The organism is Geomonas sp., assembly GCF_035254065.1.
GTDB lineage: Bacteria > Desulfobacterota > Desulfuromonadia > Geobacterales > Geobacteraceae > Geomonas.
This window is the reverse complement of record NZ_DATFBA010000167.1, coordinates 31388-45493: the sequence shown is the minus strand read 5'-3', so window position 1 is coordinate 45493 and position 14106 is coordinate 31388. Positions and strand designations below refer to the sequence as shown.

At 61.2% G+C, this 14106-nt stretch carries 13 protein-coding genes; 6 read left to right on the top strand and 7 right to left on the bottom strand.

Translation table 11 applies throughout. The features are described 5' to 3' along the window. Positions 1-373 precede the first annotated feature (373 nt). The 4 genes from hisG to VJ604_RS08180 all read right to left on the bottom strand — a co-directional run bounded on the left by hisG (position 374) and on the right by VJ604_RS08180 (position 3858). Complete coding sequence (hisG, locus tag VJ604_RS08195; protein WP_324081452.1) at positions 374-1249, bottom strand: ATP phosphoribosyltransferase; 876 nt, start codon at positions 1247-1249, stop codon at positions 374-376. A 90-nt stretch (positions 1250-1339) separates the two neighbouring features. Continuing rightward, a complete protein-coding gene (hisI, locus tag VJ604_RS08190) occupies positions 1340-1717 on the bottom strand; it encodes a phosphoribosyl-AMP cyclohydrolase (protein ID WP_324081450.1) in 378 nt (125 codons plus the stop codon). A 177-nt stretch (positions 1718-1894) separates the two neighbouring features. After that, positions 1895-3079, bottom strand: coding sequence for an AAA family ATPase (locus tag VJ604_RS08185; RefSeq protein WP_324081448.1), 1185 nt, complete (start codon positions 3077-3079; stop codon positions 1895-1897). A gap of 59 nt (positions 3080-3138) precedes the next feature. Beyond that, a complete protein-coding gene (locus VJ604_RS08180; RefSeq protein WP_324081447.1) occupies positions 3139-3858 on the bottom strand; it encodes a Crp/Fnr family transcriptional regulator in 720 nt (239 codons plus the stop codon). 335 nt (positions 3859-4193) lie between these two features. Here VJ604_RS08180 and VJ604_RS08175 point away from each other — a divergent pair, with 335 nt between their 5' ends. After that, positions 4194-6416, top strand: a complete 2223-nt coding sequence (locus VJ604_RS08175) for a thioredoxin domain-containing protein (protein WP_324081445.1) — start codon at positions 4194-4196, stop codon at positions 6414-6416. Between the two features lie 40 nt (positions 6417-6456). Here the strand turns inward: VJ604_RS08175 and VJ604_RS08170 are convergent, their stop codons facing one another. The 3 genes from VJ604_RS08170 to VJ604_RS08160 are packed head-to-tail and all read right to left on the bottom strand — an operon-like array spanning position 6457 to position 9375. Then, positions 6457-7545: a pilus assembly protein TadG-related protein gene (locus VJ604_RS08170; RefSeq protein ID WP_324081443.1), complete on the bottom strand. Its 1089-nt coding sequence runs from the start codon at positions 7543-7545 to the stop codon at positions 6457-6459. Positions 7546-7575: 30 nt separating this feature from the next. Further along, complete coding sequence (locus VJ604_RS08165; RefSeq protein ID WP_324081441.1) at positions 7576-8112, bottom strand: TadE family protein; 537 nt, start codon at positions 8110-8112, stop codon at positions 7576-7578. Between the two features lie 12 nt (positions 8113-8124). After that, a complete protein-coding gene (locus VJ604_RS08160; RefSeq protein WP_324081438.1) occupies positions 8125-9375 on the bottom strand; it encodes a DUF8689 domain-containing protein in 1251 nt (416 codons plus the stop codon). Between the two features lie 425 nt (positions 9376-9800). On the opposite strand from VJ604_RS08160, the gene VJ604_RS08155 reads away from it, so the two are divergent. The 5 genes from VJ604_RS08155 to VJ604_RS08135 all read left to right on the top strand — a co-directional run bounded on the left by VJ604_RS08155 (position 9801) and on the right by VJ604_RS08135 (position 14055). Beyond that, a complete protein-coding gene (locus VJ604_RS08155) occupies positions 9801-9983 on the top strand; it encodes a Flp family type IVb pilin (RefSeq protein WP_324081436.1) in 183 nt (60 codons plus the stop codon). A gap of 115 nt (positions 9984-10098) precedes the next feature. Continuing rightward, entirely contained in the window at positions 10099-10284 is a 186-nt protein-coding gene (locus tag VJ604_RS08150; RefSeq protein WP_324081434.1) for a Flp family type IVb pilin, read from the top strand. A gap of 258 nt (positions 10285-10542) precedes the next feature. Next, positions 10543-11448: a Flp pilus assembly protein CpaB gene (cpaB, locus tag VJ604_RS08145; protein ID WP_324081432.1), complete on the top strand. Its 906-nt coding sequence runs from the start codon at positions 10543-10545 to the stop codon at positions 11446-11448. A gap of 35 nt (positions 11449-11483) precedes the next feature. Next, positions 11484-12875, top strand: a complete 1392-nt coding sequence (locus VJ604_RS08140) for a type II and III secretion system protein family protein (protein ID WP_324081430.1) — start codon at positions 11484-11486, stop codon at positions 12873-12875. Between the two features lie 55 nt (positions 12876-12930). After that, positions 12931-14055 (top strand): CpaE/TadZ family protein, encoded by a 1125-nt coding sequence (locus VJ604_RS08135; protein WP_324081427.1) that lies wholly within the window; start codon positions 12931-12933, stop codon positions 14053-14055. Positions 14056-14106 lie beyond the last annotated feature (51 nt).

Genomic DNA, 14106 nt, shown 5'->3' with positions numbered 1-14106 from the left:
CAAAGGCACCCACTGAACGCTATCTACCTGTTTTCAAATAGATTAACTGAACCGGCAGATCCATTGCTGAATCCGTTTTTCGTCCGTTCTTGACACCAGTTGTGGGCAACCTTTTTGGAAAGCTACCAATTATTTGTTTTTGTTAATGTTTTACTCGTGGCTTCGGTGTCAGGATTCGGACAGCCGAATACAAAAAACCGGCACCTCTCGGAGAAGGGCCGGTTTGGGCAGGGAGCTCTGCCATTTTGAGGGGGGAAAGTGATCTTGGGGATGGTCTGAGGGAGAAAAAGGAAGGCGCCGAGCCCGCAGAGGGACCATACGGTTCACCTCTGCGCTCTCGGCGCCTGTGCGCTGCAAAGCTTCTACGCTATTTCTAGATGATCTTGTTGAGCGAGTACTCCACGATCCCCTCGGCCCCCTGCTTGATCAGCTCGGGGACGATGCGGCGGACTTCCTTCTCGTGCATGATGCTCTCGATGGAGACCCAGTCGGAGTTGTAGAGGTTGGAGACGGTCGGGTTGTTCAGGCTGGGGAGGATCTCGGTGATGGCCGCGACCTTGGACCCCGGAGCGTTCATCTTCAGGCCGACCATCCCCTCGGCCCGCAGGGCGGACTGCAACAGCGTCGCGATCTGCTGGATCTTCGCGCGCTTCCAGGGATCGGCCCAAGCGGCCTTGTTGGCGATCATCACCGGCACCGACTCCATCAGCTCGCAGACGATCCTCAGCCCGTTGGCCTTGATGGTGGAACCGGTCTCGGTCACCTCGACGATGGCGTCGCACAGACCCTCGACCACCTTGGCCTCGGTGGCGCCCCAGGAGAACTCGACGTTCACCGGGATGCCTCTCTCGGCGAAGTAGCGCTTGGTGAAGCCGACCAGCTCGGTGGAGATGGTGGCGCCGTGCAGATCCTCCGGCCCCTGCACCTTGGAGTCGCCGTTCACCACCAGCACCCAGCGGGCGGGGCGACGGGAGACCTTGGAGTAGACCATGTCGCAGACTTCCACCACGTCGGAGTCGTTCTCGCGCACCCAGTCGCGGCCGGCGATGCCGACGTCGATGGTGCCGCGCTCCACGTACTTCCCCATCTCCTGCGGGCGTATCAGGGAGCACTTGAGCTCCTCGTCGTCGATCCCCGGGAAATAGCTCCTGGACGAGATCGATATCTGCCAACCCGCCTTCTTGAACAGCTCCACGGTGGCCTGTTCCAGGCTCCCCTTGGGGACCCCCAGCTTCAGTACATTTTCCATTGCATGCCCTCTTTCTCTGTTTGATCCCGCTCTGGATTTTCCCCCTCCCCTTCAAGGGGAGGGTTGGGGTGAGGATGGGGTAAATAGCCGTTATTTTTTGTAGACCTGCGAAGGGTCGAACAGCGGGTTGGAGTGCTCCACCCAGCTGCCGTTCTCGTATCTCACGTAGAAGCAGCTCCGGTTGCCCGTGTGGCAGGCGGCCGGACCGTTCTGCTTCACCTTGATCACCACGGTGTCGGCATCGCAGTCGGTCAACACCTCCACCACTTCCTGCGTGTTGCCGGACTCCTCACCCTTCATCCAGTACTTGTTGCGGGTACGGCTGAAGAACCAGGTCTTGCCGCTCTCCAGGGTGAGGTTCAGGGTCTTCTCGTCCATGAAGGCCACCATCAGGACCTCTCCGCTCTCGTTGTCCTGGATAACGGCCGGGATCAGTCCACCCATCTTTTCGAAATCGATCTTGATCATAGTCTCTCAGTCCTTGCGCGCCTTGGATTGGGGAAAAAAAAGTAACTTTTCATACACCGGCCAAGGCCCCGGTGTCAATAGTTAACACCAACGAAAAAACCGGCAGATCCAGGACCATCCGTGATGATCCGGAGCTGCCGGCGCCCTGCGAAAGGGATCCCTCTGTTCCCCTTTAGCTCACTGCTTGCTCAGGTCCGGGAAAACGATCCTGGTCCCCTCTATGATGAGGTCTTCGTTCTCCATGTAGTTCGCTTTCTTCACCATCTTGATCATCTTGGGGTTCACGTGGCCGTAGACATCAACGATCAGCTTGGCCAGGGTGTCCCCCTTGGTCACCACCCGCTGGGCGTAGGCGGTGCCGGCCGCCGGCAGCGGCTGCCCCGGCTTTACGACCTGGCTGGCGGGCTTGACCTGCACCGTCCTCTTCGCCTGCGGAAGTGCGACGGCAGTGGCCTTGGGGGTGCTCAGGAGGTGCCGGTGCTTGATCCCCACCCCCCCCAAGGCGACCGCGAACATCGCCAGGACGCCTACCACCCAGGGGAGGTAGCTTTGCCCGCGGATCCCGAAGTTGCCGGTTATTTCCCTCACCACCCTGACATCGACCGGTCTCTTGCCGTAGCCGAAGGCGGTGATCAGGCTGTTGTCGCACAGGACGTTGATGACCCTGGGGATCCCCTTCGCGCTCCGGACCAGCTCCCTGAGGGCGGCCGGGGTGAAGATCGCTCCGTCGTCGTTGGCCGCCGTTTTCAGCCTGTGCTGGATGTAACTGAGCCCTTCCTCGTGGGTCAGCGGGTTGATTACCGCCTTCACGGCTATCCTCTGCTTCAGCTGCTGCAGCTCCTCGAGGTTCAGGGTCTTCTCGAATTCGGTCTGGGCGCTGAAGATCACCTGGATCAGTTTCTCGCTGTCGGTCTCCAGGTTGGAGAGCATGCGGAGGTTCTCCAGGGTGTCGACCGGCATGTTCTGCGCCTCGTCGATCAAGAGGAGTATGGTTTTTCCCTTCTCGTACTCTTTCATCAGCGCCTGGTGGAACTGGTGCACCATGTCGGGAACCTCGTCCGACTCAGGAACCAGACCCACCTCCCTCAGCAGGTACTTCAAGAGGTTGGCATAGGAGATATTGGAGTTGAACAGGTAGATGGTGGTCAGTTTTTCCCGGTCGACCTTCTCCAGGTACGCCCTGAGGATGGTGGTCTTGCCGACGCCGACCGCGCCCAGGATCAGGATGAACCCTTTCTTCTTCTCGACCCCGTAGATGATGGAGGCAAGCGCCCCCTTGTGTCCCGGGCTCAGAAAGAGAAAGGAGGGATCGGGAGTGATCTGAAACGGTTCCTTGTTGAGATTGTAAAAATTCAGATACATGGCTCACGCTCCTTTTCCGGCAACTGGTACCGGATCACCTGCGCCTGCTCACCGGGTGGTCACAGCATCTGCAACTTGTCACTGAACCCCCGCTTGAGGAGGATGGTCTTGTTTTCCAGCATCTCCAGGTCCCCTTCATCGGCCAACCTGTGCAGGAGCCTGGTCACCGTCTCCCGTGAGACCGAGGTGTAGCCCGCCAGCTCCTTGTGGGTGAGTCGCAAGGTGATCACCACCCCCCGGTCGTCCCTTACGCCGTGCAGAAGGCTCAGGTGATTGAGGATCGAGCGGAGCCTGAGCTCGGCGTCCGGCAGCGCGATCGCCTTCAGGACCAGTTGGGCCTCGCGCAGGCGCCGGCAGAGGATGTCGACCAGTTGCAGGAGTACCTTCTCGTTTTTGAGCAGGTAATTCTGGAAATTCTCCTTGGAGAGGAGCCCTATCTCGCTCTCTTCCATGGCTATCACGGTCGCCGGCGCGGTCTTGGCGTCCAGCACCGCCATCTCGCCGAAGATGTCCCCTCTCTTGTGGACAGCCAGGATCCGCTCGCTGCCGTCGGTCCCCAGGTGAACCACCCGCACCTTTCCGCTGTAAACGATGTAGATATAGTTGGCGGTATCTTCCTCCATCAGGACGACCCGGTTCTTGTGGAAGCGCCTGTCCACAATCCTGCTTTGCACCTCTTTGAACTCGGCGTCGTCGAGACTGGAGAAAAGGGGAATCGAGCGCAACAGCCTTCCATGCACGTGCTCAAGGTTTCCTTTTTGATGGTTGGGTGTGGCCACTGACGCTCCTTCACGAACTGCAGAGATAAATGATTAATAAAATTTAACAGATTATTTTGTCCAAGCACCGCTTGCGGTCGCTATTTTCTTCCGCACGCCCAACGCTCACGCCCCAACGCCACCGTACCTCTCCACCCCCCCACGCTGGCTTCGTCCGCACCTTTTGCATCAGCCCAGCTCCTGGCGGGCCCCCTTCCGGAGCGGGGGCTCTCGGAGCTGGACAGAAGGGATCGCTGGCCAAGGGCGGGCTCTGCTATAATCAAGTCAGCCAACGCCCCGGCAGGTCCGTCGCAGGGCTGCGAGCAGGGGAGACGGCCGACTTGGAGAATTAAGCTATGGACAGATCTGTTGAGGACAGGTACCTAGAGCTTCCCGGCTGCGCCGACCTGCCGGCTCCCCCTCGGGAGCGGTTCGAGGAGGCCCGGCTCCGGCGTGGAAGCAGCTACCACCCCCGCACCCGGCACCTGCTGCCGGACGGCTTCGCCAGATACACCAACCGGCTCTTCCTGGAGACGAGCCCCTACCTTCTGCAGCACGCCCACAACCCGGTGAACTGGTTCGCCTGGGGCGACGAGCCTTTCGATCTCGCCCGCAGGCTGGACAGGCCGCTGCTGGTGAGCATCGGCTACGCCACCTGCCACTGGTGCCACGTGATGGAGGAGGAGAGCTTCGAGGACGAGGAGATCGCCCGCTTCCTGAATGAGAACTTCATCGCCGTGAAGGTCGACCGGGAGGAACGTCCCGACGTGGACTCCGTCTACATGACCTCCCTGCACGCCATGGGCTCGCAGGGGGGCTGGCCGCTCAACGTCTTCTTGACCCCGGACCGGCTTCCCTTTTACGGCGGCACCTACTTCCCTCCCTTCGACCACAGCCGGGGGATGGGTTTTCTCACCCTGCTGCAGAGACTCCTGGAGGCGTATCGTGCGGACCGGCAGCGGATCGCCCGGGCGGGGGAGCAGCTGAGCGAGGCGGTGCGCTCGATGCTGGCGCCGGAAAGTGGCGAGGCGTCGCTCTCCGGCAGCTTGCCGGACCAGGCGGTCCGCAGCCTGCGCCCGGCGTTCGACATGGTGAACGGCGGCCTGCAGGGAGCGCCCAAGTTCCCCTCTTCGCTGCCGCTTCGCTTGCTGTTCAGGTCGGCACGCCGCAACAAGGACCGCGAGTTGACCGCCATGGCGGCGCTCACCCTGCGGCAGATGGCGGCAGGCGGCATCTACGACCAAGTGGGGGGCGGCTTCCACCGCTACGCGACCGATCAGCAGTGGCTGATCCCGCACTTCGAGAAGATGCTCTACGACAACGCCCTTCTGACCATCAGCTACCTGGAGGGATATCAGCAGCTGGGAGGACCCGACCTGGCAGCGGTGGCCAAGGAGACGCTGCGCTACCTGATGCGGGACATGGCAGCGCCGGAAGGGGCCTTCTACGCCGCCACCGACGCCGACAGCAGGGCCGCAAACGGCAAGATGGAGGAGGGTTACTTCTTCACCTGGACCCCGGAGGAGCTCACCGACGTCCTGGGAAGGGAGCGAGGCCAACTGGTGGCGGGGCTGTACGGGATGACGGAAGAAGGCAATTTCGAGGGACGCAGCATTCTGCACAAGGTGAAGAGCATACCGGAGCTTGCCCGGGGGGCAGGCCTGCCCGAGGAGCGGGTCCGCTCACTTTTGGAAGAGTCACGCGAGATGCTGTACCAGGCGCGCAGCCGCCGGCCGCCTCCGCTCAGGGACGAGAAGATACTTTCCGCCTGGAACGGGCTGGCCATCTCCGCCTTCGCCCGGGGCGGTATGGTGCTCGACGATGTAGAGCTGGTAAATCAGGCGCGCCGGACGGCGACTTTTATCCTGGTGAAGATGATGCCGGAGGGGAGGCTCGCCCACAGCCACCAGGGGGGGCAGCCCAAGGGGGAGGGCTTCCTGGACGACTACGCCTTCCTGATCGGGGGACTGATCGACCTTTTCGAGGCGAGCGGCGAGGCCCATTGGCTCGAGCAGGCACTGTCACTGACCGCGATTGTGGAGGGGGAATTCCAGGATCAAGAAGGGGGAGGCTACTTCATGACCGGCTCCCGCCACGAAGAATTGATCGCCCGGGAAAAGCCGGCCTATGACGGAGTGGTCCCGTCAGGGAACTCCGTGATGATCATGAACCTCTTGAGGCTGCACGCCTTGACCGAGCAGGCGCGCTATCTGGAGGAAGCGAACCGGACCGTGGCCGCCTTTTCCTCCCGTCTCTCCTCATCGCCGGCCGCGCTCAGCGAGATGCTGCTGGCGCTCGATTTCCTGAACGATGTCCCGAGGCAGGTGGTCGTGGTGGCTCCCCGCGGCGATCGGCAGGCGGCAGAGGGGCTGCTGCGGGAATTCCAGCGCCACTTCATCCCCAACCGGACTTTGGTGGTGCTCTGCGAGGGAGAACAACTCGATAGGGCTGCCAGGCTGATCCCGCTTTTGAGGGAGAAGAAAGCGAACGGCGACCAGGCGGTCGCCTATCTCTGTGAGAACCGGAGCTGCGGGATGCCGACCAGCGACCCGGCGGAGTTGCGCCGACAGCTGTCATGAGTACACGGCCGCCCCCTGTCCTCTTGGTCTTTAGCGTGAGCTACTGTACCAGGTACGGATAGCTGATCACACCATAACTGGGGCCTCCAGCGTGACTGCCTGGAGGGGCTTTAAGTCGGATGAACGAGCCGCGCATGCGGAAGTTGGGGGTGTCGACGGAGTCGATATGAAACCCGATGAAGCCGGTCAGAACTGGATCACCGTTATAGTTGAAGTGGTCGGTAGCCACCACCGGCAGCAAGACGTCGGCGTTAATCTTCACATCGTCGAAAAGCGCCGCCTTCTCCCCTGAAGCGATATGCACTTTATCAACTCCAATGGACAACGCAGTCTTGCTGGCGGCCAACAGCTTGTCGATCACCGGGACGTTGTTGGTCCCGTCGAAGGTGGCCCACTGACCTCTGTAGGGGTCCGCACCATGATTGATGAGATCGAGGTACGCTGGCTGATTAAGCCGACCGGCCCAGTAGTCAGCCGTATCCTTGGTGATGGCGAAGGGGTAGACTCCCGAGGGAACCCCCCCGGTGGGACCGATCACTGCGGTTGAAGGAGTATTCGCCATTCCCACCTCGAAAGCCTTGCTGCCGAGCACGCCGGCAAAAGGAGCGGGCACAGGCCCACCATTGATGCCAGCCGATTTGCTAACCGTCGCCGTTACGCCCGCAGCGAGGTTGGTGAATATGCAGACCGCCCCCGCCGGACAGGCGCTCGTGGGGGTACATGGTCCTTGAGGGGGCTCCGAGCAGTACCCCTGCCTGTTCAGCAGCGGAACTACCCCGCCGGAGACCGGGCTGCCAACCTCCCAGCTGTTGGTGGCCAGGTTCCACCAACCGTATTGGACATCTCCGCTTTGTAGCAGCTCTCCGGCGGCCTTATTCTGCCTCAACACGTTGAGGGCCGAGGTGTAGTTACCCCAGTTGGGGGAGGTCACACTGCTGCTGGGATAGAGATTACCCGCCCCAGCCAGGGCAGCTGAATCGGCAGCGTTCCTAAGCTGGCTTTTCACCACGTACAGCTTGCCGACATCTATCGCCAATCCTCCGAACGCGCAGATGGCCACCAGCATAAAAACCAGCAGCACGATTATTACAAATCCGCCGTCCTGTCGTGTACAGCCCCTGGTGCCCATACCTACCTCCTTCCGAGCCTAGCAGCCGATCTATTCATACCTCACGGTAGCCTCGCCCAACACGGTCGGTGAGTACAGGGACTTCAGCATCGGATTTACCAGTTGGAAGGTCGGCCAACGCACCGTGACGTGAACGAGATCCCCCGCCTGGGTCGGTCCAACCGTACGGCCACCAGAGTAGATGATTTGGACGTCATAGGTGACGGAGCCGGTCAGTTTGCTGCTGAGGAGATTTAGGTTTATGGCCCGCTCCATGTCGTTGGTCGGTGCATCGACACGCCCAGAGGTGACCGGAGTAGGAAGAGGGGTGGTCATGACAGCTGCCGCCCGAGCCCCTGCGCCAGCTGCATGATTCAACGTGTTTGCACCGTACATCCAGCGTCCAAAGTCGAAGATGCCGAAGACGAACATGGCCAAGAAGGGGAGTACCAGCGCCAATTCAACCAGTACCTGACCTGTCTGGTTTTTCATTATGGGTGTCATGGCTCGAACCTTTACTTGTGCGGTCAGCGACGACCAGTCCACGTTACCATCACCGGCAAAACGGAGTGGCACCTCGGCAGCCACTCCTTAGCCGGATCACGCGAAATAATCCGCGCACGCCTCGCTCACGCTCTCAACGGTCAACTGGGGAGGCTTGTCGTAGAAGGAGGAGTCGTTGACGATCAGGTTGATCAGGTCCCTGGGGTGGCAGGCGCTCCTCGCCACGCCGTAGGCGCCGTACCACTGCTCGTTCAAGTAGTTGTAGACCTCCTCGCAGAAGGCGATGCCGTTCTCCTGGCAGGCGGCCTTGAAGATGGTCAGGTACTCCTCCTCGTTGGGCCGGTCCACCTTGATCTTGTAGCGCAGCCTCCTCAGGTAGGCCTCGTGCACCAGGTCCTTGGGTTCCAGGTCGGTGGAGATGATGACCAGCACGTCGAAGGGGATCACCACCTTCATCCCGGTCTGCAGCGTCATGTGATCGACCTGGCGCTCAAGCGGCACCAGCCAACGGTTGAGGATGTTGAGCGGCTCGACCTGCTGCCTGCCGAAGTCGTCCAGGATGAAGACGCCGTTGTTGGCCTTCATCTGCAGCGGCGCCTCGTAGTACTTGGAGACGGCGTCGAAGTTCAGGTCCAGCATCTTGAGGGTCAGCTCCCCGCCGGCGTTGATCACCGGTCGCTTGATCAGCACCCAGCGCGTGTCCCGCTCGCCATCCTCCGGTGGGGCTTCGACCGCCTCGTGACAGGCGGGATCGTAGACGCTGATCACCTGCCCCCCCACGGCGACGCCGTACGGGATGTAGACGTGCTCCGGCAGGGCGCGCCCGATCGCCTCGGCGATGGAGGTCTTCCCGTTGCCGGAGGGGCCGTACATGAAGACCGCCTGCCCCGAGACCATCGCCGGCCCCAGCCGCCTCACCACCGCCTCCCTGAGCACCAGATGGGAAAGGGCAGCTTTCACGATCTGCTCGTCGTCGATGGCTCCCTTCACCGTCTGGGCCTGCACCCTCTGTCGGTACGCCTTCATGGAGACCGGAGCAGGCCCTGCGTAGCGGCAGAGCTCGAGGATCTCCTGCCCCTTCCTGCGCCCCGCTTCGGTCAGCCTGAACACGTAGGATGTCTTGGTGTAGCTGGCCGCCCCCCTGATTTCCAGAAGCTTCTCCTTGTGCAGGTCCTCCAGCATGATCTCCACCAAAGAGACCGGGAGCTTCACCCGTTCCGAGACGTCACTCATCTTGAACTCGCCCAGGAAGAAGAGATGCTTGAGCAGCAGGTCTTCAACGAAGGCCCGTTCCAGTCCCGCCTCGTCCAGGCTCCTCGGCGCCGCCGGCGCTGAAAAGGTGCGCATTGCCACTCCTCCCTTGAGCGAGGCACCCGCCACAACATGCGGAACGCCCCCCTGCAGCAAATAACCCAGCAATACCAAACGATTAGCAGCGCAAGACACGCCCAGCGGAAGCAAAACAGTATAAGATTATACTAATACTTCCCTCTTTCAAACCTGCTGACACCAAAAAATTTTTGCTTGCACATTTGCAGCGCCGCCGTAGTATTTGTTTTTATTAATTTTGGATTTTTAATCTTATTGCCGAACCCAATGAGTAGAGGCCTCGACCGCGATACCGGAAGGGCAATGGCCTCGACGGCTCTATGACAGCCTGAAGAAATGACTGACAAGGTGACTCCCCTCTAATGCAAGGGGTGGCTGAGAGCTCTCTCTCTCCACCGGGACGGTTGGCCGTTAAATCCAAAGCTATGACAAGGGGCGCGAAGATGACTAAGACAAAAGATTCAGCGGGTGTCCTCCAGGCACTCCGGGATGACCGCGGACAAGGGCTGGTTGAGTACGCGTTGATACTGGTGCTGGTCGCCATAGTGGTAATTACCGCGATCAAGGGGGTCGGCAGCTCAGCGAACAGCACCTTCACCGGGATAAGTAACGCCATGAACCCCTGACGGAATACCCAATGAGAGAGGCTGCAGCAGTGGTTTAGCCGAGGTGGATGCGCAGGTTAATCACGAAGGACAGCTTTCAATCCTTCGATAATCCCCACAATAAGGAGAAACGACTATGCTAACTCAGCTAAGGAAGATGTCTGAAAAGGCGCAGGAGTTCTTGAGGGATGAGAGCGGACAGGGGCTGGTGGAGTACGCGTTGATTCTGGTGTTGATCGCGATAGTGGTCATTGCAGCGGTCAAGGGGATCGGCAGCTCGGCGAACAGCACATTCACCACCATAAGCAACACCATGAAGTAGCAACAACTGCGACTGCCAGCAAGGCATGCCCTGCCGGGAAGTGACCCTCTTCTTGGCAGGGCACCGAAGCCGCCCGTGGCGGCAATCTGACGGAACTCTTCACCTCCTCTTGAAAACTTTGCCGATGGCCGGCAATGCCATCGGGTTGAAGATAGCAGGTGCTTCGGCCTTGCCGCCTCAATTCTGATGCACCCGTCCCCCCAAACAACGCCAGGCGCGAGGCACGCGAAGCGACGTCAGCCGATGGGAGGTCCCGACATGAAGCGCCCCAACACCGTCATCCTGGTCTCGATCTTCGCCTTCCTTTTCGCCGGAGCCGCGGCCTGGCTCACCTACAGCTACCTGCAGCAGGAGGTCAGCAGCGTGAAGGCGGTCCAGCCTCAAAAGCTGGTGGTCGCCCGCGCCGACATCCCGATCGGCACCACCCTCGCCGCCAGCCAGCTCAAGGTCACCTCCTGGCCCAAGGACAGCATCCCTCCCGGCAGCGCCGATGCGCCTGAGCAGCTGGTCGGGCGCGTGGTCATCCGCCCCATCACCAGGGGTGACGCGGTGACCGACCAGAAGCTGAAACCTAAGGCCGGTACGCCGGGAGCGGGGTTCATGACCTACGTGGTGCCGCAGGGGCACCGGGCGGTGACGGTGGCGGTTAACGAGGTGGCCGGGGTGGCGGGCTTTTTGACCCCCAACGACCGGGTCGACGTGATCGTCACCATGCAGCTGCCGGACAACGAGAAGGAGAGTGTCAGCAAGATCATCCTGGAGAACGTTCCCATCCTGGCGACGGGGCAGATCACCGACCAGAAGGAGGGGAAACCGGTGGTGGTTCCCACCGTAACCCTCGACCTCCTCCCCACCGATGCCGAAAAGCTCGTGCTGTCCGCCAGCAAGGGATCGCTGCAGATGCTGCTGAGGAACATCGCCGATAGCGGCCAGGTCGGCTCCCAGGGCGCAACCATCTCCAAGGTGCTGACCGGGGTCGAGCGGCCGCTGGTCTCCAAGGCCCCGGAGGCCAAGGCAGCGCAGCCCAGGCCGGCGCCGGCGAAGGGGGGGGTGAAGGGGGTAGTGAAGGGTGGGGTGATCGTCAAGGCTGCCGCCCCGGTGATCCTGTACACCCTGGAGATCGTCAAGGGGGCGGAAAAGGTGACCTGGCAATATCCCTACTGACAACGAGCAGACCTTTACCTGGACCGAGGTAGCCAATGAATCTTCGTCATTCGACCGTGTGCCTGCTGGCCGTGCTGATCTCCCTGCTGCTGTTGGTGAACGCGGCAACCGCCCTTGCCGAGGCGTCCATGACCATGACCGTGAAGGTCGGCAAGAGCGTCATCCTCCGCCCCGGCGACAAAAACGTCCGCTACCGTTACGTCACCATCAGCGACCCCGATATCATCGAGATCCCCAAGTCCTACGAGCCCACCTATCTGCAGATCAACGGCAAGAAGATAGGGTCCACTAACCTGCTGGTGTGGGAGGACAACGCCAAGGAGCCGACCTTCTACACCGTGAACGTGGTCGGCGACGAAGACCTGATAGAGACCCAGGTGAGGGAACTCTCGCCCAACGACGCCATCAGGGTGCAGTACGCCAGGGACACCGTGCTGTTGACCGGCACGGTCGCCAATGAGGTGACCGCCAAGAAGGCCGAGGAGATCGCCAAGGCCTATTCCGCCAAGGTGGTCAACCACATTACCGTCAACCAGCCGCTGCAGGTGCTGCTCCAGGTCAAGGTCGCCCAAGTCGACAAGACCGCCCTCAAGAACCTGGGCATCAGCTTCTTTGTGAAAGGAAACACCGCGGAGGGGTTCTCCAACCTGATAGGTGCACCCCTTTCCGCCACCACCACCAAGAGCAGTATCCTCTCCACCCTTACCGGGACTACCAGCTCCAGCGTGACCGGTGCCCCCGGCATCAACGGCACGGGCCCCTCCGGTCTGGGAGGGTTCAACCCGCTCGACACCTTCCAGGCCGGGGTCTCCTACTTCCCGGCCGGCATCGCCGCCGTGCTGCAGGCCCTCACCACCAAGGGGCTCGCCAAGCTCTTGGCCGAACCGAACCTGCTGGTGAAGAGCGGACTGGAGGGGGACTTCCTGGCGGGAAGCGAGATACCCTACAGCGTGCTGACCAACAGCGGCGGGTCGTCCACCCCCTCCATCATCTACAAGACGGTGGGGGTGAAGCTGAGATTCAAGCCCGAGGTGCAGGACAACGGCCTGATCAACCTGAAGATCGACCCCGCCGAGGTGAGCAGCATTGCCGGCACCCTGGCGGTGAACGGCTACCCCATCATCGACACCCGCGACGTCCGGACCTCCGTGGAACTGCGTGACGGCGAAAGCCTGGTGCTGGCGGGGCTGCTCCAGGAAGAGAAGATCAAGACCATGTCCAAGATCCCGCTCATGGGTGACATCCCGATCCTGGGGGCGCTGTTTCGCTCCACCTCGGACCAGATCAAGAGCACGGAGCTGATCTTCGTCATCACCCCCAGGCTGGTCGCAGCCAATCCCCCGGGGAGCACCGTGCAACTACCGACCGAGCGCACGCCGGACCCGGACAAGGTGAAGGAACTGGACTGGCTGCCGCTGGGGAAGTGAGCGAACGGCGGGCCGGTTGACGGCGGAGGAATATCAGGCAAGGGGGTTAGAGGTCATGCCTTCGCAATTCTCCATAGTCATCATCGACAGGGACAAGCAGTCCAGGGATGCCATCACCTCCACCCTGAAACCCTACACCGACAGTATCACGCTGGCGGGGTCGGTGGACAATTTCAGCGACGGCGCCCTGGTCATCCAAAAAGCCGCCCCCAATGTGGTGATCCTGGGGATCGACGACATCGAACAGGGGATCAAGGACGTCCAGTTCATCACCTTGAAGCACCCCCGCGTCTCGGTGATCGCCTGCTCCTCCGAGAAGAACGTGGAGTGGTTTCTCTCGATCATGCGGGCAGGCGCCGTTGAGTACCTTTTAAGGCCGATCGGACAGGAAGAGCTCAAGCAGTCGCTGCAGAAGGTGGGGCGCTTGCTGCTCCCCACCCCGGTCGAGGAGATGCCGGCCGGCGAGATCATCTCGGTCTACAACCCGATCGGCGGCATGGGGACCACCACGGTGGCGGTCAACCTGGCGGCGGCTTTAGCGGAGGAAGGGACCAAGGTGGCCCTGGTGGACCTGAACCTGGAGGCGGGCGACGTCAACACCTTCCTGAACGTGAACCCCACCTACACGCTGTCCAGCGTGACCAGCAACACCGAACGGCTGGACGCCAACTTCCTGATGAGCGTAATGACCCGCCACCCCTCAGGCCCCTTCGTGCTCACCGAGCCTTTGGAGGTAGACGAGGCGGTCTCCATCAGGCCGGAACAGGTGCGCAGGGTGCTGGAGCTGTTGCGCGGCATCTTCAGCTACGTGATCGTGGACTGCGTGGGGCAGCTCGCGGGGTGCAACATGGCGATCTTCGAGAGCTCCGACCAGATCCTCTTCACCACCACCCTGAGCCTTCCCGCCCTCAAGAACACCAAGCGCTACCTCTGTGCCATGGAGAGAAAGGGGTTCGGCAAGGATACCGTCAAGCTGATCATCAACCGCTACCACCCCAAGTCGGACATCCAGTTGAAGGATGCCGAGAAGGTGCTGGCACGCTCGGTGTACCAGTCGATACCCAACGAGTACCTGGACGCGGTGAACTCCATCAACAAGGGCACCCCGGTGGTGAAACTTACCCCCCGCTCCCCCATCAGCAAGGCGATCCAGGCGCTGGCGGATCGTTTGAAGCAGTGAGACGCCCTTCGACAGGCTCAGGGTGAACGGCTTTTGCCAAGGCCCGGTCAA

Bases quoted from the DNA above. Each gene is read 5' to 3' on its own strand.
- VJ604_RS08140 (WP_324081430.1), top strand. From the start codon at position 11,484: ATGAATCTTCGTCATTCGACCGTGTGCCTGCTGGCCGTGCTGATCTCC.
- cpaB (WP_324081432.1), top strand. From the start codon at position 10,543: ATGAAGCGCCCCAACACCGTCATCCTGGTCTCGATCTTCGCCTTCCTT.
- VJ604_RS08135 (WP_324081427.1), top strand. From the start codon at position 12,931: ATGCCTTCGCAATTCTCCATAGTCATCATCGACAGGGACAAGCAGTCC.
- VJ604_RS08185 (WP_324081448.1), bottom strand. From the start codon at position 3,079: ATGTATCTGAATTTTTACAATCTCAACAAGGAACCGTTTCAGATCACT.
- VJ604_RS08170 (WP_324081443.1), bottom strand. From the start codon at position 7,545: ATGGGCACCAGGGGCTGTACACGACAGGACGGCGGATTTGTAATAATC.
- VJ604_RS08155 (WP_324081436.1), top strand. From the start codon at position 9,801: ATGACTAAGACAAAAGATTCAGCGGGTGTCCTCCAGGCACTCCGGGAT.
- VJ604_RS08150 (WP_324081434.1), top strand. From the start codon at position 10,099: ATGCTAACTCAGCTAAGGAAGATGTCTGAAAAGGCGCAGGAGTTCTTG.
- VJ604_RS08175 (WP_324081445.1), top strand. From the start codon at position 4,194: ATGGACAGATCTGTTGAGGACAGGTACCTAGAGCTTCCCGGCTGCGCC.
- hisG (WP_324081452.1), bottom strand. From the start codon at position 1,249: ATGGAAAATGTACTGAAGCTGGGGGTCCCCAAGGGGAGCCTGGAACAG.
- hisI (WP_324081450.1), bottom strand. From the start codon at position 1,717: ATGATCAAGATCGATTTCGAAAAGATGGGTGGACTGATCCCGGCCGTT.
- VJ604_RS08160 (WP_324081438.1), bottom strand. From the start codon at position 9,375: ATGCGCACCTTTTCAGCGCCGGCGGCGCCGAGGAGCCTGGACGAGGCG.